Here is a 21,157-nt window from a genome sequence, read left to right as displayed (position 1 = left end):
TGATCGTGCCCGCGGCCGCCGCGCGCACCGATCGCATCATCTATCTCGCCTGCCCGTGGGGCACCGCAGGCGGCGGGATGTACCGCGTGGCCGACTACCTGATCCAGGCCCAGGCCACGAAGACACCGCCCCATGCCGCGCGACTGTGCGAGCTGGACACGCGTGGCGAAGGATCGGCGCTGGCCTCCTTCGGCCACCTCGCCCGTGCGATGTGGAAAATCGCGCGCGGCCGCTTCGACGGCCGGCTCGCCGGGGTGCACGTGAACATGGCCGAGAAGCTGTCGCTGCTGCGCAAGAGCATGATCGTCCTCACCTGCCGCGCCCTGGGCGTGCCGGTGGTGATCCACCTGCATGCGACGATGAAGCACTTCTACGAGAAGCGCCTGCCGCCCTTCGCGCAATCGCTGGTGCGCTGGACGTTCGCGCAGACCTCGGGCGTGGTCGTCATCGGCTCGGAGCCCCGGCGCTTCGTGATCGACGAGCTGGGCGTGCCGGCGAAGAAGGTCGACATCGTCATCAACGGCGTGCCCGGTCCGCAGCAGGCGCCCGCCCGCGTGACGTCCGATGTGAAGCGCCTGCTGTTCGTCGGGACCTTGTGCGAACGCAAGGGCATCGGCGGCCTGCTGCAGGCCCTCGCGCGCACCGGCCTGGACCGCTCGAAGGTCGAGGTGATCCTCGCCGGCAACGGCGACCTGGAGCGCTACCAGCGCGAAGCCGCCGACCTGGGCGTGCTCGACTGGGTGAAGTTCGAAGGCTGGTGCGACCAGGAGAAGGTCAGCAAGCTCCTCGCCACCGCCGACGTGCTCGTGCTGCCCTCGCGCGACGAGGTGCTGCCGCTGGTCATCCTCGAGGCGCTGGCCCATGGCGTGGCCGTGGTGACCACGCCCATCGGCGAGACGCCCATGGTGCTGGACGACGGCGTGAACGTGCGCTTCGTTCCCGTGGGGGACGTCGATGCGCTGGCGCAGGCCCTGACGAACCTGCTGGTCGACGAAGAGCTGCGCGCGCGCCTCGCACGCAATGGCCGCCAGGCGTACGAGCAGCAGTTTTCGCTCGAGCGCTTCTTCACCAGCGTCGCGCGCGTGCACCAGCGCCACTTCGGCATCGCCGGGCGCCTGCCCGAGCCCGAGGTCGCGGAGGAACTCGTGCAGTGATCGCCGATGCGAACGACATCGACAACGGCGCGCGACTCGAAGCCGACGTGTGCATCGTCGGCGCGGGCCCGGCCGGGATCTCGCTCGCGCTGTCGCTGTCGGGCCAGGGGCTGGCGGTGGTGCTGCTCGAATCGGGCCGGCTCGACCTGCACGCCGCGACGCAATCGCTCTACGACGGCGAAGTGGCCGACGCGAAGCTGCACAGCCCGCCGGACACATACCGCCAGCGGCGCTTGGGCGGCTCCACGGCCATCTGGGGCGGGCGCTGCATGCCTTTCGATGCCATCGACTTCGAGCGGCGCGACTGGGTGCCGGGCAGCGGCTGGCCGATCTCGCTCGACGACCTGATGCCCTTCTATCCCGAGGCGAACCGGCTGGCCGAGGCCGGTCGCTTCGCTTACGACGCGGGTGCGGCGCTCGGCCCCGATGCGCCGCCGATGTTCCGCGGTTTCGAGAGCAGCGTGGTGCGCACCGACGGCCTCGAGCGCTTCTCCTGCCCGACGAACTTCGGCACGCGTTACGCCCGGCGCCTGCGCGTGGCGAACGACATCCAGGTGCTGCTCGGCGCGAATTGCACGGCGCTGAAGCCGGTCCACCAGGGCCGCACGCTGCGTGAGGTGGAAGTGACAACGCTCGCGGGCAAGCGTTTCTTCGTGCAGCCGCGCGTCACCGTGCTCGCGACCGGCGGGCTCGAGACGGCACGCCTGATGCTCGCATCGAACATCGGCAACGAACACGACGTGGTGGGCCGCTACTACATGTGCCACATCGCCGGCAACGTGGGCACGCTCCTGATCGACGGGCCGACATCGAACGTGCGCCATGGCTACGAGATCTCGCCCGAAGGCGTGTACTGCCGGCGGCGCCTGTCGATCGCCGAGCGCGAGCAGCGCCGCCACGGCCTCGCCAATGCCGTCGCACGCCTGCACTTCCCGCGCATCACCGACCCGCGGCACGGCATCGGCGTGCTGTCGGGCCTGTTCCTCGCGCGCAAGTTCATCAGCTACGAATACGGCAAGCGCCTGAACGACGGCACCGAGCCGACGCTCGCCTTGCACGCGCGGCACGCGTGGAACGTCGTGGCCGACCCCGTCGACACGGCAGCCTTCCTCGCGCACTGGGTGGCCAAGCGCACGCTGGCCGAGCGCAAGTTCCCGTCCGTGATCCTGCGCAACCGCAGCAACCGCTTCAGCCTGGAGCTGCATGGCGAGCAGTTTCCCCGAGCCGCCAGCCGCGTGACGCTCGCGGACAAGCGCGACGCGCTCGGCCTGCCGCAGTTGCGTGTCGACTGGCGGCACGGACCGGAAGACATCGAATCGTTGCGCCGCACGCTGGACCTGATGGCGCAGGAGATCCAGCGCAGCGGCATCGGCCGCCTCACGTACGACGGCGGCACGCTGGAAGAGGACCTGTTGCGCTTCGGCGCGTACGGCGGGCACCACATCGGGACGGCACGCATGGGGAGCGATCCGCGCACCAGCGTGGTCGACGCGAACTGCCGCGTGCACTCGGTCGACAACCTGTTCGTGGCCGGCAGCGCCGTGTTCCCGACCTCGAGCCAGGCCAACCCGACGCTCACCTTGCTGGCGCTCTCGTTGCGGCTGGGCAGGCACCTCGCGCAGCGGCTCTCGCGCAAGTCGGTCACGCTCGTCGAAGAGGCCGTCGCATGAAGGTGCTCGTGCTCGGCGGCTCGGGCTACATCGGCGCGCGGCTGTGCACGCTGCTCGCCCAGACCGGATGGGCGACACCGGTGAGCGCCTCGCGCCGCGCGGGCGTGGACACCCTGGACCTCGCATCGATGAAGCGCGCCCTGCAAGGCGTCGATGCGGTGGTGAACTGCGTCGCGGGCAGCGCCGCCGCCATCGCGCAGGGCGCCCGGGTGCTGGTGCAGGCCGCGCAGACATCGGGCCGGCCGCGGATCGTGCACCTCTCGACCATGTCGGTGTACGGCGCGCTCGAGGGCGAAGTGACCGAAGCGTCGCCGCGCGACCCGTCGATCGGCTGGTACGCCAAAGCCAAGTGCGAGGCCGAGGACCTGATCGCCGATTACGACGGCGCTGTCGTGATGCTGCGGCCCGGCTGCGTGTGGGGGCCGGGCAGCGAGCTGTGGGTGGGGCGCATCGGCCGCCTGCTGCGCGCGCGCCGGCTGGGCGACCTGGGCGCGGCAGGCGACGGCTGGGCGAACCTGGTCGCGCTCGACGACGTCTGCGCCGCCGTCATCGCGTCGCTGCGTATTCCGACCCACCCGGGACTGCCGAGCGTCTTCAACCTCGCGGCGTCCGACAGCCCGCGCTGGAACGACTACTTCATCGACCTCGCGCTGGCCATCGGTGCGACGCCCGTGCCACGCCTCCCGGCGCGCCGGCTGAAGCTCGATGCGAAGCTGCTGGGCCCGCCGCTGAAGATCCTCGAGATCCTTGCCGGGAAGACGGGCCGCCCCGCGCACGCCCTGCCCGATCCGCTGCCGCCCGGCCTGCTCGGCGTGTTCGAGCGGCAGCTGCACCTGCGCAGCGAGCTCGCGGAAAGCGAACTGCGGATCGCGTGGACGCCGTACGAGCGCGTGCTGCGCGAATCGGCCGCTTGGTTCAAGGCGGCGTACCCGCAGGCAAGGCGCGCACCGGTCACGGTCGTGACGGACGCCTGATCAGAGCTTGGCGATCGACACTTCCGTCGCCTTCACGAAGGCGACGACGTCCGAGCCGGCCTTGAGCTGCAGCTCGTCGATGGATCGCGTGGTGATGACGGACGTGACGATCCCCCACGGCGTCTGCACGTCGACTTCCGACAGCACGTCGCCGCGCAGGATCTCCTTGACCTGACCCCTGAACTGGTTGCGTACGTTGATGGCCTGGATGGGCATGGTGTTCTCCTCGGTGAGTGAAGGGTCAGACGGCCCAGCGCAGCGCATGCGCCGCGGGCTGGAACCAATGGGTATCGGGACGGGGCTGCTCGGCGGCTTCGGGCTGGTCCAGCACGCGCGCGAGGATGCGGTCCTCGAGCGCGGCGAAGGCGGCGTCGCCGTGCGAGCGCGGACGCGGCAGCGCCACGCGCACGTCGAGCGCCACCTGGCCCTCCTCGATGAGGACCACGCGGTCGGCCAGGCTCACGGCCTCCTGCACGTCGTGCGTGACGAGCAGCGCCGTGAAGCCGTGGCGCTGCCACAAGCTTTCGATCAGCTGCTGCATCTCGATGCGCGTGAGCGCGTCCAGTGCGCCGAGCGGCTCGTCCAGCAGCAGCAGGCGTGGATGGTGGACCAGCGCGCGCGCCAGGGCGACGCGCTGCCGCTGCCCGCCCGACAGGCGCGACGGCCATTCGCCCGCGCGGTCGGCCAGGCCCACCTGCTTGAGCAACTCCAGCGCGTGATGGCGGCGATCGGGCGGCAGGCCCAGCGCCACGTTGTCCCACACGCGCTGCCAGGGCAGCAGGCGTGAGTCCTGGAACATGATGCGCGCGTCCTCGCGCAGGCCGCCGGTGCCGTCGCCGTCGATCTGCACGCTGCCGTGCGTCGCGAACTCGAGGCCCGCGACCAGGCGCAGCAGCGTGCTCTTGCCGCAGCCGCTGCGCCCGACGATGGCGACGAACTCGCCGGGCGCGATCTCGAGGTTGGCCTTGCGGAGCACGTCGCGCTTCACGTAGCGTTTGGACAGGCCGCGCAGCGTGACGCGCGCGCCGGAGTGGAGGGATTCGGTCATGGGGACGCCTCGTTCATTGGTAGCCGGGGTGCCAGCGCAACCACCAGCGTTCGAGCCCGCGCGCGGCCAGGTCCGCGAGCTTGCCCAGGATCGCGTAGAGCAGGATGCCCACGAGCACGACGTCGGTCTGCAGGAACTCGCGTGCGTTCATCGTGAGATAGCCGATGCCGGCCTGCGCGGAAATCGTTTCGGCCACGATCAGGATCACCCACATCAGGCCGAGCGCGAAGCGCAAGCCCACGAGGATGGATGACAGCGCGCCGGGCAGGATCACCTGGCGGTAGAGCTGCCAGCGCGTGAGGCCGTAGGTGCGGCCCATCTCGATCAGGCCCGGGTCCACGTTGCGGATGCCGTGGAAGGTGTTCAGGTAGATCGGGAAGAACACCGACACGGCGATGAGGAACAGCTTCGCGCTCTCGTCGATGCCGAACCACAGGATCACCAGCGGGATCAGCGCCAGCGCCGGGATGTTGCGCAGCATCTGGAAGCTGGTGTCCAGCAGCGTCTCGGCCCAGCGCACGGACCCGGTGAGCAGGCCCAGCAGCAGGCTGAGCCCGCCGCCGATCGCGAGGCCGCCGAACGCGCGGGCCGTGCTCACCTTGACGTGCGTCCACAGCTCGCCCGAGGCCGCCAGCGTCCATGCCGCGCGCCCAACTTCGATGGGCGCCGGCAGCACGCGCGTGGACAGCCAGCCGAACTGCGACGCGGCCTGCCATGAGGCGAGCAGCGCGATCGGCAACAGCCAGGGGAGGATGCGTTCTTCGATCGACATCAGCTTTGCGAGGCCCGCGGCGCGTAGTTGTTGGCGACGACCTCGCCGAAGGGTCCGGCGAGCGCGCGGCCCGGCAGCTTCCCCTTCAAACGCGCCGGCAGCCGCGGGAACACGAGTTCGGCGAAGCGATAGGCTTCCTCCAGGTGCGGGTAGCCCGAGAGGATGAAGTTGTCCAGGCCGAGCGCCGCGTATTCCTCGATGCGCGCGGCCACGGTCTTCGCATCGCCGACGAGCGCCGTGCCCGCGCCGCCGCGCACCAGGCCCACGCCCGCCCACAGGTTGGGGCTGATCTCCAGGTCGGCGCGGGTGCGCTTGCGGCCGTTGCCGTGCAGCGCGGCCATGCGGCGCTGGCCCTCGGAATCCATGCGGGCGAACGCCGTCTGCGCGCGCAGCACGGTGGCATCGTCGAGACGGCTGATCAGGTCTTCCGCCGCCTGCCACGCTGCGTCCTCGGTCTCGCGCACGATCACGTGCAGGCGGATGCCGAACTTCACGTCGCGGCCGTGCTTCGCGGCGCGCTGCCGCACGTCGGCGACTTTCTTCGCGACGTCCGCCGGCGGCTCGCCCCAGGTGAGATAGGTATCCACCTGCTGCGCCGCCAGTTCGTGGGCCGAGGCGGACGAGCCGCCGAAATACACCGGCGGGTGCGGCTGCTGGATCGGCGGGAAGAGCAGCTTCGCGCCGCGCACGGAAAGATGCTCGCCGTCGTAGTCGAACGCCGCGCCCTCGTGGCTGCGCGCCAGGATCTCGCGCCAGATGCGGATGAACTCGGCCGATTGTGCGTAACGCGCGGCGTGGTCGAGGAACACACCGTCGCCTTCGAGTTCGACCTGGTCGCCGCCGGTGACGAGATTGATCAGCAAGCGCCCGTTCGACAGCCGATCGAAGGTGGCGGCCATGCGTGCGGCCAGGCTCGGCTGGTGCAGGCCCGGGCGCACGGCGACGAGGAACTTCAGTCGCCGGGTCACGCCCAGCAGGCTGGAGGCGACCACCCACGGGTCCTCGCACGAGCGGCCGGTGGGGATCAGCACGCCTTCGTAGCCGAGCGTGTCGGCGGCCTGCGCGATCTGCTTCAGGTAATCGTGGTCGACCGGCCGCGCGCCCTCGGCCGTGCCGAGGTAACGGCTGTCGCCGTGGGTGGGAAGAAACCAGAAGACGTTCATTTGTTGCTCTCCGGTCGCCAGACGATGTCGGCGACGCGTACGGGTTTCGGGATGAGGCCGAGCTGGAAGAAGGCATCGGCCACGCGTTGCTGGTCGGCGGTGATGGCCGGGGTGATCAGCTCCACCGGCGACGGCGGGCGGCGCGCGATGAAAGTGCTCACCACGCCGGCATCGAGCCCGCTGAAGTCGGCCACCAGCTTGATCGCGCGCGGCCGCTCGGCCTGCACCAGCCGGTCGGCCCGCGCGAGTTCGTCCAGCACCACGCCGAGTTCCTGCGCATGCCGCGTGGTGAAGGCGCGCGAGGCGAGGTAGAAGGAGTTGTTGCTCGACAGGTCCTTGCCGTTCGCGAGCACGCGAGGAGCAAGCGCGAGTTCGGCGGCCGCGTAGAACGGGTCCCAGATCGCCCAGGCATCGACGCTGCGGCGTTCGAAGGCCGCACGCGCGTCGGCGGGCGCGAGGTACACCGGCTGGATGTCGCTCCACGCGAGCTTCGCCTTCTCCACGGCGCGCACCAGCAGGTAATGCGCGCTCGACCCTTTTTGCAGCGCGATGCGCTTGCCCTTGAGGTCGGCGAGCTCGCGGATCGCCGAATCGCGCGGCACCAGGATCGCCGAGCTGAGCGGCTTGGGCGGCTCGGCACCGACATACAGCAGGTCCTTGCCCGCGGCCTGCGCGAAGACCGGCGGCGTGTCGCCGGTCAGCCCGAACTCGAGGCTGCCGACGGACAGCGCTTCGAGCAGTTGCGGGCCGGCCGGGAACTCGATCCACTGCACCTTCGCCTGCGGGAAGCGCCTTTCCAGCGTGCCCAATTGCTTCAGGATGACGAGGTTCACCGCGGACTTCTGGTAGCCGATGCGCAATTGCGTGAGCGGTTCACCGGCTTGCGCGATGGCGGGCAGCCCGACGCCCCAGGCCGCGGCCGTGACGCCGAGGACTTTCAGGAAACTGCGGCGCGACATCACTGGGCCCCTTGCCACGTGGCTTCGCGCACGGAAACCGGCCGGGGAATCAGCTTCAGCTCGGCGAAGGTGTCCGCGATCTTCTGCTGCTCGGCGACGACCGCCGGCGTGAGCGGCTTCACGTTGAACTCGTAGCGGCGCAGGCTCGCTTCCACGACGTCGACCGGCAGGCCTTGCAGCGGCGCGATCAGCTGGGCGGCTTCATGCGCGTGGGCCTTGATCCACTGGCCCTTCTCGACCGAGTCGTCGAACAGCGCGCGGATCACCTGCGGGTTCCTGTCGACGTAGCCGCGCTCGCCCAGGTAGAACTGGTGGTTGCTGGCCACGCCGGTGGCATCGGCCAGCACGCGCGCGCCGATCTGCCTTTCGGCGGCCGCGGTGTACGGGTCCCAGATCACCCAGGCGTCCACGGCCTTGCTCTCGAAGGCCGCGCGCGCATCGGCCGGCGGCAGGTACACCGGCGTGATGTCGGCGAGCTTCAGGCCGTTCTTCTCGAGCAGCTTCACGAGCAGGTAGTGCACGTTGCTGCCCTTGTTGAGCGCGACCTTCCGGCCCTTGAGCCCGGCCACCGACTTGATCGGCGAATCCTTCGGCACGACCAGCGCTTCGGCGCGCGGCGCGGCCGGGTCGTTGCCGATGTAATAGAACTTCGCGCCCGCGGCCTGCGCGAAGATGGGCGGCGCCTCGCCGGTGAAGCCGACGTCGACCGAGCCGACGTTCAGGCCTTCGAGCAACTGCGGGCCCGCGGGGAACTCCACCCACTTCACGCCCACGCCCAAGGGCGCGAGCTTCTTCTCGATGCTGCCCTGCGCCTTCTGCAGCAGGAGCAGGCTCGCGCCTTTCTGGAAGCCGATGCGCAGCTCGGCGCGCGATTGCGCGAAGGCGGAGACGCCGAGGGCCGCGGCGATGGCCGCGAGCGCCGCACGGCGCGTGATGGAGTGGAACAGTTTCTTCATGGCAAGCCTTGTCCTTGCCCGCTCGCGGCGGGCTTGATGGGTGAAAGGGAAATCGGAAGGCGGGAAGCGATCAGACGCTACATCGCACGTTCTCGAAGGGGACGGGATGGAACGTCGTGGACGGTGCGCAGCTGCGGGAGTGTTCCTGCACGAGGTTCAGCACCGCGTCGTCGAGCCGGGCACCGACCTCCGCGCCGAGGTGGTAGCCGCCCTCGGGCAACAGCGTGACCTGCGAATCCGTGGCGTAAACGCCGGGCAGGATGTGGCGTGCCCCGAGCGACTGCAGCACGGGCCGCAGCGCGTAATCGAGCGCGAGCATGTGATGCGGGCTGCCGCCGGTGGCGAGCGGCAACACGACCTTGTCCTTCAGGGCCGTTTGCGGCAGCAGGTCGAGGAAGACCTTCAGCACGCCGCTGTAGGCCGCCTTGTACACGGGTGTGGCGACGACCACGGCCGCGGCGCGCTCCACCGCTTCGGCCGCCGCGCGGATGGTGCGGTGGGCCGTGTCCGCCAGCAGCAGCGCCTGCGGCGAAAGATCGCGGATCTGCAGCCGCTCGATCACCGGTCCGCGCCCGCCGAGCCTGGAGCTCACGGCGTCCAGCAGCGCGGCGGATCGCGATCGCTCGGAAGGGCTTCCCGCCACCAGCAGGATCGACATGTTTGCGTGCTCCTTGTTGTTGGTCCGCATTCTGCGAAGCCGCGGCCCGACACGGAACGACAGAGTTCTTGTTTGGTTATGGGCATAAGCAAATCGACGCAGAAATCAACGGACAATGCGGCCATCGCCCACTCCATGAAGGAACCATTGCATGCCCACCCTCCGCGTCGAACTGATGGAAGGCCGCACCGTCGAGCAGAAGCGCCAGCTCACCACCGCGCTCACGCAGGCCTGCGTCGACGTGCTCAAGTGCTCGCCCGGGGCCGTCGACATCCTCTTCTACGACATCAAGAAGCACGATTGGGCGACCGGCGGGGAGTTGTGGTCGGAGAAGAAGACCGGCTGACCGGCGCGCGCCTGCTGCGGCTCGCGTGGGCCGCGCCTTGCTCGGCGATCGGGCTGGTGTTCGCGCTGCTGCTGCTCGTTGCAGGCGCGCGCGCCCGCGTCGTGCGCGGCACCGTTGAAGTCGCGTTCCGCCCGACCGGCGCGCAGTGCGGCCGCGTCGCGCGCCGCCTGCCGTATCGCGCCATCACCTTCGGCCACGTGGTCCTGGGCGTCACCGCCCAGGAGCTGGCGTCGCTGCGCGCGCACGAGCACGTGCACGTCGCGCAGTACGAGCGCTGGGGCCCGCTGTTCCTCCTTGCCTATCCGGCGGCCGGCCTGTGGCAGTGGCTGGCCGGGCGCGATCCCTACCGGGACAACCCCTTCGAAGTCGAGGCGCGCGCCAAGGCGGGTCAGTAGCCGAGCGCCAGCCCGGAGTTGCGGCGCGGGTCGTTCGCGCCGTAGTAGCGGTTGTTGTCCACCGGCTTGCCCTTGAGCGAGGGCGCGCCGACGATGATCGCGGCGACGTGGTTCGCCGGCTGCGGGCCGGCGAACTTGTGGCCCATGCCTTCGAGGATCTTCTGCGTGTCGGGGCTGATCGCGAAGCGCTCGATGTTGGTCGTCTCGGGCAGCCACTGCTGGTGGAAGCGCGGCGTGTCCACCGCCTCCTGGATGTCCATGTCGTAGTCGATCACGTTGACGATGGTGTGCAGCACCGCCGTGATGATGCGGCTGCCGCCGGGCGTGCCGACCACCATCACCGGCTTGCCGTCCCGGGTCACGATGGTCGGCGACATCGACGACAGCGGCCGCTTGCCCGGCTCGATCCTGTTCTGCTCGCCCTGCACCAGGCCGTAGAGATTGGGCACGCCCACCTTCACCGTGAAATCGTCCATCTCGTCGTTGAGCAGCACGCCGGTGCCCGCGGCCGTCACGCGCGCGCCGAACCAGTCGTTGAGCGTGTACGTCACCGAGACGGCGTTGCCCTGGTTGTCGATGATCGAGTAGTGCGTGGTGTTGCTGCCTTCGTGCGGCGGCACGCCCGGCTTGAGGTCCTTCGACACACCGGCCTTGTCGGGCGCGATGGCTCGGCGCAGCTGCTCGGCGTAGCCCTTGTCGAGCAGGCGTGCGATCGGGTTCTTCACGAAATCCGGGTCGCCCAGGTAGCTGTTGCGGTCCACGTAGGCGTGTCGCATCGCCTCGATCTGGTAGTGCACGGCCTGCGCCGAGCGGAAGCCCAGGTCCCTGAGCGGGTAGCCTTCGAGCACGTTGAGGATCTCGCAGATCACCACGCCGCCCGAGCTGGGCGGCGGCGCCGAAACGACGTGGTAGCCGCGGTAATCGCACTCGATCGGCGCCAGCTCGCGCGGCTGGTACTGGTCCAGGTCGGCCTGCGTGATGATGCCCTTGCCCTGCCGGCTCGAGGCGACGATGGCGGCACCGACGCGGCCCTTGTAGAAGCCGTCGGCGCCGCGCCTGGCGATCTCGCGCAGCGTGTTGGCCAGGTCCTTTTGCACCAGCCGGTTGCCGATCTGGTAGGGGTCGCCCTTGTTCAGGAAGACCTTTGCCGTGGGCACGTCGGCGCGGAAGGCTTCCGTCGCGGTGCGCAGCAGTTCGACGTCGCCGCGGTCCAGCACGAAGCCCTTGTCCGCGAGCGAGATGGCCGGCGCGATCAGCTCGCCGCGCTTCTTCGTGCCGTACTTTGCCAGCGCGTATTCCATGCCCGCCACGGTGCCGGGCACGCCGACGGCCAGGTGCCCGCCGGTGCTCGCACCCTTGATGACGTTGCCATCCTTGTCCAGGTACATGTTCGCCGTGGCGGCGAGCGGCGCCTTCTCGCGGAAATCGATGAAGGTCTTGCGGCCGTCGGCCAGCTGGATCGTCATGAAGCCGCCGCCACCGAGGTTGCCCGCTGCCGGGTACACCACGGCCAGCGCATAGCCCACGGCCACGGCCGCATCCACGGCGTTGCCGCCCTTCTTCAGCACGTTGACGCCGACCTGGCTGGCGAGATGCTGCGCGCTGACCACCATGCCGTGTTCGGCGGCGACCGGGGCGACCGAGGCCCCGTAAGAGAAGGCGCAGAACACCGCGCCCGCGAAGAGGGCGACGGAACGCTTGAAGGGGGAACGGATGAGTTGCGGGGTGTCCATGCGGACTCTCCTGGGCTGTTGTTGGCGCGGCTCATCATAGCCACGAGCAGTTCGTCGCGCCACGACGCAGCTCGTCGCATGCCGCTCGAAATCCGGCGGGGGGCCTCCTACATTGCAGCCATGGGGCCACGACGGCCCCGCCACCCGGAGGAAAACATGAACGCCACTGCCCAACTGACCCTGCTGTCCGCGACGACACGCTTCGCCATCGCCATCGTCGTGGCCTTGGTGCTCGCCCTGGCCTGGATCGCTGCGGAACGCGAAAGCCATGAAACCGTGATCGTGGCCGGCAACGCCCTGTCCGGCCGCGTCACCCACGTCACGCTGCCGTCGGTCGAAATCGTCGCGCACAGGACGGCCGCGAGGACGAACATCTGATCCGTGGGCACAATGCGGCCTTCCCACAAGGAAGACCGCCCATGAAGGAACAGCACCCCTATTCCGTCGAAGAACACATCCAGCTGCGCCGCGTGAGCGGCATCGCCCCTTCGCCCGACGGGCGCTGGCTCGCCGTCAGCGTCCAGCGGCTCGATCGCGAGGGCACGAAGTACGTTTCCGACCTCTGGAAGGTGCCCACCGATGGCGGGCCCCACGTGCAACTGACGCGCGGCGACTCGAAGGACCTCGCCCCCGCCTTCCGCCACGACGGCGCGCTGGCCTTTCTCTCCAATCGCCAGCCCAACGAGATCAAGCCCGACGAGGACGCCGAGAAGCGCCTGCAGGTCTGGCTGCTGCCGACCGACGGCGGGGAGCCGCGCCAGCTCACCGACGAGCCGCTCGGCGTCGAAGGATTCAAGTTCGCCGCGAAGGCCGAGCGGCTGGTGCTGTTCGCACCCGTGCTCGCCGCCGTGCCCGGCGAGAAGCAGCGCGAGACCGCCAGCGAGCGCGCGAAGAAGGGCCCGAGTGCGCGCCACTTCCGGCGCCAGCCGGTGCGGCACTGGGACCACTGGTTGCACCAGAACCCCGATCGCGCCAACACCCACCTCATCCTGTACCGCGCCGACGGCACGGATCGCACCGACCTCACACCCGACGCGACGACGGAACTGGCGATCGAGCCGCACCTGGACATCAGCGCCGACGGGAAACGCGCGCTCGTCATCCGGTGCACGGCCAGCGAGGACCGCGTGGGCGACCACCAGGTCGTCGTGTTCGACCTGGACGCGCGCACGCACAAGGTGCTGCCGCAAGCGGCCAACACCGACAGCGAGAACGCGCGCTTCTCGCCGGACGGCCGCACGATCGCGGTCGAACGTTCGACGCGTTCCGCGAAGAAGGTGGTGCGACCGACGCTGACCCTGCTCGACCTCGAAGGCCACGCACGCGAGCTCGCCCTCGACTGGGACCGCTGGCCGCACCTGAACGACTGGACGCCCGACGGCAAGCGGCTGCTCGTCACGGCGGACGATGAAGGCTTCGTGCCGGTGTTCGCGATCGACGCGCAAAGCGGCAAGGCGGAACGGCTCACCACGCGCGACGGCGCGCACGCCGACGTGCACGCGCTGCCGCAAGGCGGGTTCGCGTGCAGCCGCTCGAGCCTGCTCGATGCGCCCGAGTGCTACGTCCACGACGGCCGCCTCGGCACGCCGGCGAAACCGCTCGCGCGCCTGTCGAACTTCACGCCGGCGAACGAATGGGCGGAGATCGAAAGCATCACGACGACGTCCACCGACGGCACGCCCATCCAGACCTGGATCACCCGGCCGAAGAAGGCGGGCAAGCACCCGGTGCTGCTGTGGATCCATGGCGGCCCGATCGGCATGTCGGGCGACGGTTGGCACTGGCGCTGGAATTCGCTGCTCGCCGTCGCGCAGGGCTACACCGTCGTGCAGCCGAACCCGCGCGGCTCCACCGGCTTCGGCCAGGAGTTCGTGCAGGGCATCTGGGGCAACGTGTGGGGCGGCCAGTGTTACGAGGACCTGATGGCCGTGACCGACGCGATCGAGCAGCGCGCCGATGTGGACCCGACACGCGTCATGGCGATGGGCGGCAGCTTCGGCGGCTACATGACCAACTGGATCGGCACGCAGACGGACCGCTTCCGCTGCCTCATCACGCACGCGAGCATCGTGACGATGGCCAGCTTCACCGGCGTCACCGACACCCCCGCCTGGTGGTACCTGGAGATGGGCGGAGAGAACCCGTACACCGATCCCGACGGTTACGACCGCTTCGCGCCCATCCGCCACATCACGAAGTGGAAGACGCCGACGTTCATCATCCACGGCGAGCAGGACTACCGCTGCCCCATCGGCGAAGGCCTGAACCTGTTCGAGGCCTTGCAGTACCACGGCGTGGACAGCGAACTGCTCGTCTTCCCCGACGAGAACCACTGGATCCTGAAGCCCCGCAACATCGTCGCGTGGTACGAGAACGTGCTCGGGTTCGTCGGCCGGCACATGCAGCCGCGCTGAACGCGCGGCGGTCGCGCGTCAGTCGTTCACCGTCTCGTGCTGCGCCGGCACGAGGATCTCGAGCAGTTCGCAGTCATCCGACCATCCGACCACCGTGTGGCGGATGCCGGGCGGCTGCACCCAGCTGGAGCCCGCGACAAGGCGCTGCCGCCCCACGCCCTCGAACTCGGTTTCGAACCAGCCCTTGAGGCAATAGACCATCTGGAACTGCACGTTGTGGTGATGCCGCACGCTCAGCTCCGGCCGGTACGGCGCGATCATGCGAATCACGTGCGCCTGGGCGAGCCCTTGCGTGGCCTCGGCGACCCCGAGATCACGGTACGCCGAATAGGCCCGCAAGCCGCCCGTCCTGAAGTCCTCTTCGCGCCAGTGGCTGATGACGAACCGTTGCGATGCGTCGCCGTGGGCAGTTTCCATGGGCATCTCCGGAAGTTGAGCCGCCATGAAACCTCGAAAGACGCCGCACCGCAAGTGCATCGCTCGGGCACGGATGAGCCTGATGGGGCGGACGGCCGCTTTCAGTGCGTCGGCTGCAGGCCGATCACCGTCGGCTTGCCCTGGACCATGTCGGCCTGGAAGCGCACCTTGTCGCCCGGCTTGACGCCCTTGAGCATCTTCTTGTCCGCGACGTCGAACTGCATGGTCATGGCGCCCATGCCCATGTTCGGGATGTCCTTGTGGCGCAGGACGATGGTGCCCTTTTCCGCATCGAGCTTGCGCACTTCGGCGTCGACCTGCGGCAGTGCGGACTTGCCCGGGGCGGGTGCCGCCATGGCGGACATGCCGGCACCTTGCGCGCCTGCGGTTGCAGCGCATGCGGCAAGAACTGCGAAGAGAGCGGGGCGAACGAACTTCATGTGAACTCCAGGTTGATGAAATGAGAACGTGTGCGAGTCGATGCCGGATGACCGTGAGGCACGATCATTCGCATTGCCTCAGGGATCTACTTGGACCTGCTTGCGCCGCATCAGGTAATAGGCGGCGGGGATCACGAACATCGACAGCAGCGGCGCGGTGATCATGCCGCCCACCATCGGGGCGGCGATGCGCTGCATCACCTCCGACCCGGTACCGGTACCCCACATGATGGGAAACAGGCCCGCGAGGATCACCGCCACGGTCATCGCCTTGGGCCGCACGCGCAGCGCAGCGCCTTCGCGGATCGCATCGAGCAGGGCCGGCTCGTCCGCCTTGCCTTCCTCGACGCGCTCGGCCCAGGCGTTCTTCAGGTACAGCAGCATGATCACGCCGAACTCCGCCGCCACCCCCGCCAGCGCGATGAATCCCACCGCGCCCGCCACCGACAGGTCATAGCCCAGCAACCAGAGCAGCCAGATGCCGCCGACCAGCGCGAAAGGCAGGGCCGCCATGATGAGCAGTGCCTCGCCGATCGAGCCGAAGGTGAGGTACAGCAGCACGAAGATGATCAGCAGCGTGAACGGCACCACGACCTTGAGCTTCGCCGTGGCACGCTCGAGATACTCGAACTGGCCGGACCACGAGATCGAATACCCCGGCGGCAGTTGCACCTTCTGTGCTACGGCGCGCTGCATGTCCTGCACGGCGCCCTTCAGGTCACGCCCGCGCAGGTCCACGTACACCCAGCCGGCCAGGCGCGCGTTTTCGCTGCGCAGCATCGGCGGGCCGTCGCTGATGCGGATGTCCGCCACGTCGCCGAGCACCAGCCGCTGCCCGCGCTCGGTGACGACCGGCAGCTGGCGCAGCTTCTCCAGCGAGTCGCGGATCTCGCGCGGGTAGCGCACGTTGATCGGGAAACGCTGCAAGCCTTCCACGGTCTCGCCCACGTTCTCGCCGCCCACGGCCGACGAGATCACCGACTGCACGTCGGCGATGTTCATGCCGAAGCGCGCGGCGTCGGCGCGGCGGATGTTCACGTCCACGTAGCGCCCGCCGGTCAGCCGCTCGGCGAGCGCGCTGGTCACGCCCGGCACGTTCTTGACGGCGCGCTCCACCTCGCCTGCCAAGCGATCGATCGTCTCCAGGTCGCTGCCCGACACTTTCACGCCCACGGGGCTCTTGATGCCGGTCGCGAGCATGTCGATGCGGTTGCGGATAGGCGGCACCCAGATGTTGGCCAGCCCCGGCACCTTCACGGCGCGATCGAGCTCCTCCACCAGCTTGTCCGGCGTCATGCCGGGCCGCCACTGGTCGCGCGGCTTGAACTGGATCGTCGTCTCGAACATCTCCAGCGGCGCGGGGTCGGTGGCGCTCTCGGCGCGGCCGGCCTTGCCGTAGACGCTGGCCACCTCGGGCACGGCCCTGATCAGGCGGTCGGTCTGCTGCAGCAGCTCCGAGGCCTTGCCCGCCGACAGCCCCGGCAGCGCGGACGGCATGTACAGCAGGTCGCCTTCGTCCAGGCGCGGCATGAACTCGCTGCCGAGACGCGCCAGCGGCCACAGGCTCACGAGCAGCACCGCGACCGCGACGGCGATGGTCATCTTCGGCGCGCGCAGCACGACGTCCAGCATCGGCCGGTACGCGGCGATGAGCGCGCGGTTGATCGGGTTGGCCCGCTCGTCGGGGATGCGCCCCCGGATCAGGTAGCCCATGAGCACGGGCACGAGCGTCACCGACAGCCCCGCCGCCGCGGCCATCGCATAGGTCTTGGTGAACGCCAGGGGCGAGAACAGGCGCCCTTCCTGCGCCTCCAGCGTGAACACGGGGATGAAGCTCAAGGTGATGATCAGCAGCGAGAAGAACAGCGCCGGCCCCACTTCCGCGGCCGATTCGCCGATGACCTCCCATCGGCGAGGACCGGCGAGCTCGCGGCCTTCGAGGTGCTTGTGCGCGTTCTCGATCATCACCACGGCCGCATCGACCATCGCGCCGATGGCGATCGCGATGCCGCCCAGCGACATGATGTTGGCGTTGACGCCCTGGTAGCGCATGACGATGAACGAGGCCAGGATGCCCAGCGGCAGCGAGACGATCGCGACGAACGCCGAGCGCAGGTGGAACAGGAAAAGGAAGCACACCACCGCCACGACGATGAACTCCTCGACCAGCTTGTGCGTGAGGTTGCCGATGGCTCGCTCGATGAGGCTCGAGCGGTCGTACACCGGCACGATCTCCACCCCGCGCGGCAGGCTGGCCTGCAGCGTCCTGAGTTTCTCCTTGACGGCCGCGATGGTCTCCAGCGCGTTCTTGCCCGAGCGCATCACGACCACACCGCCCACGGCTTCGCCTTCGCCGTCGAACTCGCCGATGCCGCGCCGCATCTCGGGGCCGACCTGGATGCGGGCGACGTCGCCGAGCTTCACGGACACACCGGCCGGCGTGGTCACGAGCGGGATCTGGCGGAAGTCGTCGAGCGTGCGCAGGTAGCCCGAGGCGCGCACCATGTACTCGGCCTCGCCGAGTTCGAGCACGGAGCCGCCGCTTTCCTGGTTGGCCCGGCGCACCGCGTCGATGATCTTCTCGTGCGGGATCATGTAGGCGGCCAGCTTGTCGGGGTCGAGCTGCACCTGGTACTGGCGCACCATGCCGCCCACCGTCGCGACCTCGGCCACGTTGGCCACCGACTTGAGCTCGTATTTGAGGAACCAGTCCTGCAGGGCCCTGAGCTGCGACACGTCGTGCATGCCGCCGCGGTCGATCAGCGAATACTGGTAGATCCAACCCACGCCGGTGGCGTCCGGCCCGATCGACGCCTTCGCACCGGCGGGCAGGCGCGACTGCACCTGGTTCAGGTACTCGAGCACGCGCGAGCGTGCCCAGTACAGGTCGGTCCCGTCCTCGAACAGCACGTACACGAACGAGTCGCCGAAGAACGAGTAGCCGCGCACGGTCTTCGCGCCCGGCACCGACAGCATCGTCGTCGTCAGCGGGTACGTGACCTGGTCCTCGACGATGCGCGGTGCCTGGCCGGGATAGGTGGTGCGGATGATCACCTGCACATCCGACAGGTCCGGCAACGCGTCGAGCGGCGTCTTCAGCAGCGAGTACACGCCCCACGCGCTCACCATCACGGTGGCGACGAGCACGAGGAAGCGGTTGGCGATGGACCAGCGGATCAGGCGGGCGATCATCGCGAGCCTCCGGCCGGAGAGATACGGGTGATGCGCGGTCCGTCGGGCTCCATCGCGAACTCGAAGGCGACGCGGTCGCCGGGCGCGAGGTTGCGCGGGACCTGCTGGGGCGGCGGCAGCTTGAACTCCATCGTCATCGGTCCCCACTTCAGCGCCGGGATCGGGCCGTGCGACAGCATGATCGTGTCGCGATCGACGGACTCGACCTTGCCCTCGCCCTGGTAACGCTGCGCCGGGGCGGGTGCGCTGTTCAGGCGCGCCTCGAGGCCGCGCAGGCTGGCTTCCGAATCGATCAGGAACTGCGACGAGATCACGACCTTCTGCCCCGCCTGCAGTCCGCCCTTGATCTCGGTCTGCCCGCCGCTCTCGATGCCGGCCTGCACGTCCGCGGGACGGAAGTGCCCGCCTTCCTCCGCGAGTATGACGACCGTGCGTTTGCCGGTCTGGATCACCGCGTCGCTGGGCACCAGCAGCGCCTTCTGCGGGCGCATGTCCATGAACTCCATGGTGACGAACATGCCGGGGGCGAGGCGCAGCGACGGGTTGGCCAGCTCCATGCGTGCCTTGAGCGTGCGCGTGGACGCGTTCACCTCGGGCAGGATGGCCTGCACCTTGCCGTCGAAGGTTTCGCCGGGCACGGCCGGGCTGCGCGCCCGCACCTTGGCGCCGGGGCGCAGCAGCGCAGCCTGGCTCTCGGGCACCTCGGCGTTGGCCCAGACCGTGGACAGCCCGTTGATCTTCACCAGCGTCATGCCGGGCGAGACGGTCATGCCTTCGCGCACGGCGATCTCGGTGGCCACGCCGCCGATCGGCGCCGCGAGCGTGATGCGCGGCTGCGTGCGGCCGCTGGACTCGACGAGCCGGATCTGCTCCTCGCTCATGCCGACCTGGCGCAATCGCTGGCGCGCGGCATCGGCGAGCGTGGCGATCTCTCCGCCCTGCATACGTCGCACTGCCAGGTATTCCTCCTGGGCGGCGATCCACTCGGGCACGTACAAGTCGACCAGCGGCTGGCCGCGGCGCACGGGATCGAGCGTCGCACGGACATGCAGGCGCTCGACCCAGCCGCTCGCGCGTGCCTGCACCACCGCGAGGTCGCGCTCGTTGAAGGCGATGCTGCCCACCGCGGCGACCTGCGGCGACAGCGTGCCCTCCACCACGTCGGCGGTGCGCAGGCCCAGGTTCTGCTGGATGCGCGGGCTCACCGTGAGCTTGCCTTCGTCGCTGCCCGCACCCGCATACACCGGGACCAGCATCATGTCCATGAAAGGCGACTTGCCGGGCTTGTCGAACCGGTTCCCCGGCACCATCGGGTCGTGGTAGTAGAGGATCTTCTGCCCCGTGACCGGATCGACGTCACCGGCCTTCAGCCCCGATGCGATGTGGCGGCGCGTGGCGTCTTCGCCTTCGGCAGCGCCTTGCGGTGCCGCTGCCGGCGCGACCGCGGCCGGTTGCGCGCCATGCTCGATGCCGAGCCGGTACAGGCCGAACCCGCCCGCGCCCACGAGAACGATGGCCGCGATGCCTGCGATGAAGTGCTTGCGATTCATGGACGATGCTCCGCGGGAACGAGGAAGTTGAGTTGCGCCCACAGGCGCGCGGTGTCGAGCTCCAGGCGAATCCGGTCGAGCTGCACGTCCAGCTCGGCGCGGCGGGCCTCGAGCACGGTGGCCAGCGATGCGGCCGCCCCGCGATAAGCGGCCAGCGCGGCGCGAGTGCGATCACCGGCCAGCGGCAGGAGCGTGCCGTCGTAGCGGCGCAGGCGCTCGCGATTGGCCTGCCACTGCTGCAGCATGGTGCGCGCTTCGGCCACGTGCATGCGCGTGTCCTCTTCACGCCGGGCACGCACCTGGTCCAGCTCGGCCTGCCGCGCGGCAAGCTCGCGGTCCTGGCGCCTGCCTTCGTTCCACTGCAGCGGGATCGAGACGTTGACCGACACCATGTTCGAGTAGGCCGGGCCGCGCTGGCTGTACATCAGTTCGACGGTCGGGTCGACCTTCTTGTTGGCGCGGGCCGCGTCGACGTCGGCTTGCGCGGCGGCCTCCTGCTGCTGCAGCTGCTCGATCTGGGGGTGATGCGCCAGTGTGGTGTCGAGTTCCTCCTCGCGCAGGCGCACCACCTCCATGGCGGGCGCGGCGCCCGGCGCTTGCGAAGCGTCGGGTCCCACCCAGCGCGCCAACATCGTTTGCGCGGCGGCCAGGTCGCGCTCGGCGGCCGCGAGGCGGTCCTCGAGCTGCGCCACCGCGCTGCGGGCGACGAACGTATCGGCCTGCGGGTCGCGATTGCCGCGATACGCGGCGTCGGCCGCCTGCACCTGCAACGCGGCTTCATCGCGCTGGCGCACCAGCAGGTCGCGCATGCGCTGCTGGTACGTCACCTCGAACCACGCGATGGCCGTGTCGCGCTGGAGATTGGCGAGCGCGAGCCGCTTGCCGGCTTCGGCCGCGAGCGCCTCGTGCTCGAACCGTGCCGCCCGCGCCCGTCGCTTGTCGCCGCGCGTGAACTCCTGCATCACGCCCACCGAACGCATGGTCATGAAGTCGTTGGTGAGGCTGAAGCGGTCGGGGCCGTTGACCGGCAGGTTGCTCACGCCCGCCTTGAGCACCGGATCGGGCAGCTGGCCGGCGGCCACGGCCATTTCGCGCGCGGCCGTGGCGGCCGCGTCCTGCGCCGCAACCAGGCGCGAGCGCTGCTGCGCGAGCTGCAAGGCTTGCGCGAAATCGAGGGCGGCCGCGGCGGGCCAGGCCATGCAGGTCAGCGCGGCGAACGCGGCCGCGCGCCATGAAAGGGGAAACATTCGAAACTCCAGGGACGGTTCGGGACTGCCGTGCGCGCACCAGCACGCACCGCGCCATTCAGTCGCTGG

General features: G+C 69.4%; 20 protein-coding genes. 7 read left to right on the top strand and 13 right to left on the bottom strand.

Annotation, left to right across the window (positions count from 1 at the left end; translation table 11 throughout):
* Positions 1–5: 5 nt before the first annotated feature.
* The 3 genes from AC3EF3_RS04450 to AC3EF3_RS04440 are packed head-to-tail and all read left to right on the top strand — an operon-like array spanning position 6 to position 3,798.
* Positions 6–1,154, top strand: coding sequence for a glycosyltransferase family 4 protein (locus AC3EF3_RS04450; RefSeq protein WP_488530945.1), 1,149 nt, complete (start codon positions 6–8; stop codon positions 1,152–1,154).
* Positions 1,151–2,824, top strand: a complete 1,674-nt coding sequence (locus tag AC3EF3_RS04445; RefSeq protein ID WP_488530944.1) for an FAD-dependent oxidoreductase — start codon at positions 1,151–1,153, stop codon at positions 2,822–2,824. The genes AC3EF3_RS04450 and AC3EF3_RS04445 overlap by 4 nt, the downstream gene beginning before the upstream one ends.
* On the top strand, positions 2,821–3,798 hold the full coding sequence (locus AC3EF3_RS04440; RefSeq protein ID WP_488530943.1) for an NAD-dependent epimerase/dehydratase family protein: 978 nt from the start codon (positions 2,821–2,823) through the stop codon (positions 3,796–3,798). Before AC3EF3_RS04445 ends, AC3EF3_RS04440 begins: the two co-directional genes overlap by 4 nt.
* Here AC3EF3_RS04440 and AC3EF3_RS04435 read toward each other — a convergent pair whose 3' ends face one another.
* The 7 genes from AC3EF3_RS04435 to ssuE all read right to left on the bottom strand — a co-directional run bounded on the left by AC3EF3_RS04435 (position 3,799) and on the right by ssuE (position 9,354).
* On the bottom strand, positions 3,799–4,014 hold the full coding sequence (locus AC3EF3_RS04435; RefSeq protein ID WP_488530942.1) for a TOBE domain-containing protein: 216 nt from the start codon (positions 4,012–4,014) through the stop codon (positions 3,799–3,801).
* A gap of 25 nt (positions 4,015–4,039) precedes the next feature.
* Positions 4,040–4,846 (bottom strand): ATP-binding cassette domain-containing protein, encoded by an 807-nt coding sequence (locus AC3EF3_RS04430; RefSeq protein WP_488530941.1) that lies wholly within the window; start codon positions 4,844–4,846, stop codon positions 4,040–4,042.
* Between the two features lie 13 nt (positions 4,847–4,859).
* The gene (gene ssuC / locus AC3EF3_RS04425; RefSeq protein WP_488530940.1) at positions 4,860–5,618 is read right to left on the bottom strand and encodes an aliphatic sulfonate ABC transporter permease SsuC; all 759 of its coding nucleotides are present in this window, start codon (positions 5,616–5,618) and stop codon (positions 4,860–4,862) included.
* On the bottom strand, positions 5,618–6,781 hold the full coding sequence (gene ssuD, locus AC3EF3_RS04420; protein WP_488530939.1) for an FMNH2-dependent alkanesulfonate monooxygenase: 1,164 nt from the start codon (positions 6,779–6,781) through the stop codon (positions 5,618–5,620). Before ssuD ends, ssuC begins: the two co-directional genes overlap by 1 nt.
* Positions 6,778–7,740: an aliphatic sulfonate ABC transporter substrate-binding protein gene (locus tag AC3EF3_RS04415; RefSeq protein WP_488530938.1), complete on the bottom strand. Its 963-nt coding sequence runs from the start codon at positions 7,738–7,740 to the stop codon at positions 6,778–6,780. The genes ssuD and AC3EF3_RS04415 overlap by 4 nt, the downstream gene beginning before the upstream one ends.
* On the bottom strand, positions 7,740–8,696 hold the full coding sequence (locus tag AC3EF3_RS04410; protein ID WP_488530937.1) for a sulfonate ABC transporter substrate-binding protein: 957 nt from the start codon (positions 8,694–8,696) through the stop codon (positions 7,740–7,742). Before AC3EF3_RS04410 ends, AC3EF3_RS04415 begins: the two co-directional genes overlap by 1 nt.
* 70 nt (positions 8,697–8,766) lie before the next feature.
* On the bottom strand, positions 8,767–9,354 hold the full coding sequence (gene ssuE / locus AC3EF3_RS04405; RefSeq protein ID WP_488530936.1) for an NADPH-dependent FMN reductase: 588 nt from the start codon (positions 9,352–9,354) through the stop codon (positions 8,767–8,769).
* Positions 9,355–9,505: 151 nt separating this feature from the next.
* Here ssuE and AC3EF3_RS04400 point away from each other — a divergent pair, with 151 nt between their 5' ends.
* Positions 9,506–9,700, top strand: coding sequence for a 4-oxalocrotonate tautomerase (locus AC3EF3_RS04400; RefSeq protein ID WP_488530935.1), 195 nt, complete (start codon positions 9,506–9,508; stop codon positions 9,698–9,700).
* Positions 9,676–10,095 (top strand): signal peptide prediction, encoded by a 420-nt coding sequence (locus AC3EF3_RS04395; protein WP_488530934.1) that lies wholly within the window; start codon positions 9,676–9,678, stop codon positions 10,093–10,095. Before AC3EF3_RS04400 ends, AC3EF3_RS04395 begins: the two co-directional genes overlap by 25 nt.
* Here AC3EF3_RS04395 and ggt read toward each other — a convergent pair.
* The gene (gene ggt, locus AC3EF3_RS04390) at positions 10,089–11,828 is read right to left on the bottom strand and encodes a gamma-glutamyltransferase (protein WP_488530933.1); all 1,740 of its coding nucleotides are present in this window, start codon (positions 11,826–11,828) and stop codon (positions 10,089–10,091) included. The two genes, AC3EF3_RS04395 and ggt, sit on opposite strands and share 7 nt — an antisense overlap.
* A 156-nt stretch (positions 11,829–11,984) precedes the next feature.
* Here ggt and AC3EF3_RS04385 point away from each other — a divergent pair, with 156 nt between their 5' ends.
* Positions 11,985–12,206, top strand: coding sequence for a hypothetical protein (locus AC3EF3_RS04385; RefSeq protein ID WP_488530932.1), 222 nt, complete (start codon positions 11,985–11,987; stop codon positions 12,204–12,206).
* Between the two features lie 41 nt (positions 12,207–12,247).
* Entirely contained in the window at positions 12,248–14,242 is a 1,995-nt protein-coding gene (locus tag AC3EF3_RS04380) for an alpha/beta hydrolase family protein (RefSeq protein WP_488530931.1), read from the top strand.
* 18 nt (positions 14,243–14,260) lie between these two features.
* Here AC3EF3_RS04380 and AC3EF3_RS04375 read toward each other — a convergent pair whose 3' ends face one another.
* The 5 genes from AC3EF3_RS04375 to AC3EF3_RS04355 all read right to left on the bottom strand — a co-directional run bounded on the left by AC3EF3_RS04375 (position 14,261) and on the right by AC3EF3_RS04355 (position 21,088).
* Positions 14,261–14,659: a cupin domain-containing protein gene (locus tag AC3EF3_RS04375; RefSeq protein WP_488530930.1), complete on the bottom strand. Its 399-nt coding sequence runs from the start codon at positions 14,657–14,659 to the stop codon at positions 14,261–14,263.
* A 101-nt stretch (positions 14,660–14,760) separates the two neighbouring features.
* The gene (locus tag AC3EF3_RS04370) at positions 14,761–15,024 is read right to left on the bottom strand and encodes a copper-binding protein (RefSeq protein ID WP_488530929.1); all 264 of its coding nucleotides are present in this window, start codon (positions 15,022–15,024) and stop codon (positions 14,761–14,763) included.
* A gap of 153 nt (positions 15,025–15,177) precedes the next feature.
* On the bottom strand, positions 15,178–18,291 hold the full coding sequence (locus AC3EF3_RS04365) for an efflux RND transporter permease subunit (protein WP_488530928.1): 3,114 nt from the start codon (positions 18,289–18,291) through the stop codon (positions 15,178–15,180).
* Complete coding sequence (locus AC3EF3_RS04360; protein WP_488530927.1) at positions 18,288–19,841, bottom strand: efflux RND transporter periplasmic adaptor subunit; 1,554 nt, start codon at positions 19,839–19,841, stop codon at positions 18,288–18,290. Before AC3EF3_RS04360 ends, AC3EF3_RS04365 begins: the two co-directional genes overlap by 4 nt.
* Entirely contained in the window at positions 19,838–21,088 is a 1,251-nt protein-coding gene (locus tag AC3EF3_RS04355) for a TolC family protein (RefSeq protein WP_488530926.1), read from the bottom strand. Before AC3EF3_RS04355 ends, AC3EF3_RS04360 begins: the two co-directional genes overlap by 4 nt.
* Positions 21,089–21,157 lie beyond the last annotated feature (69 nt).

This window comes from Ramlibacter sp. GS1-15, from assembly GCF_057785015.1.
The sequence above is the reverse complement of the archived record's forward strand: the minus strand, read 5'-3'. Positions and strand labels throughout refer to the sequence as shown.

Coding starts and splice junctions, on each gene's coding strand:
- AC3EF3_RS04365 (WP_488530928.1), bottom strand. CDS start 18,291: ATGATCGCCCGCCTGATCCGCTGGTCCATCGCCAACCGCTTCCTCGTG.
- AC3EF3_RS04415 (WP_488530938.1), bottom strand. CDS start 7,740: ATGTCGCGCCGCAGTTTCCTGAAAGTCCTCGGCGTCACGGCCGCGGCC.
- AC3EF3_RS04385 (WP_488530932.1), top strand. CDS start 11,985: ATGAACGCCACTGCCCAACTGACCCTGCTGTCCGCGACGACACGCTTC.
- AC3EF3_RS04410 (WP_488530937.1), bottom strand. CDS start 8,696: ATGAAGAAACTGTTCCACTCCATCACGCGCCGTGCGGCGCTCGCGGCC.
- ssuD (WP_488530939.1), bottom strand. CDS start 6,781: ATGAACGTCTTCTGGTTTCTTCCCACCCACGGCGACAGCCGTTACCTC.
- AC3EF3_RS04400 (WP_488530935.1), top strand. CDS start 9,506: ATGCCCACCCTCCGCGTCGAACTGATGGAAGGCCGCACCGTCGAGCAG.
- ssuC (WP_488530940.1), bottom strand. CDS start 5,618: ATGTCGATCGAAGAACGCATCCTCCCCTGGCTGTTGCCGATCGCGCTG.
- AC3EF3_RS04440 (WP_488530943.1), top strand. CDS start 2,821: ATGAAGGTGCTCGTGCTCGGCGGCTCGGGCTACATCGGCGCGCGGCTG.
- AC3EF3_RS04360 (WP_488530927.1), bottom strand. CDS start 19,841: ATGAATCGCAAGCACTTCATCGCAGGCATCGCGGCCATCGTTCTCGTG.
- AC3EF3_RS04370 (WP_488530929.1), bottom strand. CDS start 15,024: ATGTCCGCCATGGCGGCACCCGCCCCGGGCAAGTCCGCACTGCCGCAG.
- AC3EF3_RS04355 (WP_488530926.1), bottom strand. CDS start 21,088: ATGTTTCCCCTTTCATGGCGCGCGGCCGCGTTCGCCGCGCTGACCTGC.
- AC3EF3_RS04435 (WP_488530942.1), bottom strand. CDS start 4,014: ATGCCCATCCAGGCCATCAACGTACGCAACCAGTTCAGGGGTCAGGTC.
- ggt (WP_488530933.1), bottom strand. CDS start 11,828: ATGGACACCCCGCAACTCATCCGTTCCCCCTTCAAGCGTTCCGTCGCC.
- AC3EF3_RS04380 (WP_488530931.1), top strand. CDS start 12,248: ATGAAGGAACAGCACCCCTATTCCGTCGAAGAACACATCCAGCTGCGC.
- AC3EF3_RS04430 (WP_488530941.1), bottom strand. CDS start 4,846: ATGACCGAATCCCTCCACTCCGGCGCGCGCGTCACGCTGCGCGGCCTG.
- AC3EF3_RS04375 (WP_488530930.1), bottom strand. CDS start 14,659: ATGGAAACTGCCCACGGCGACGCATCGCAACGGTTCGTCATCAGCCAC.
- ssuE (WP_488530936.1), bottom strand. CDS start 9,354: ATGTCGATCCTGCTGGTGGCGGGAAGCCCTTCCGAGCGATCGCGATCC.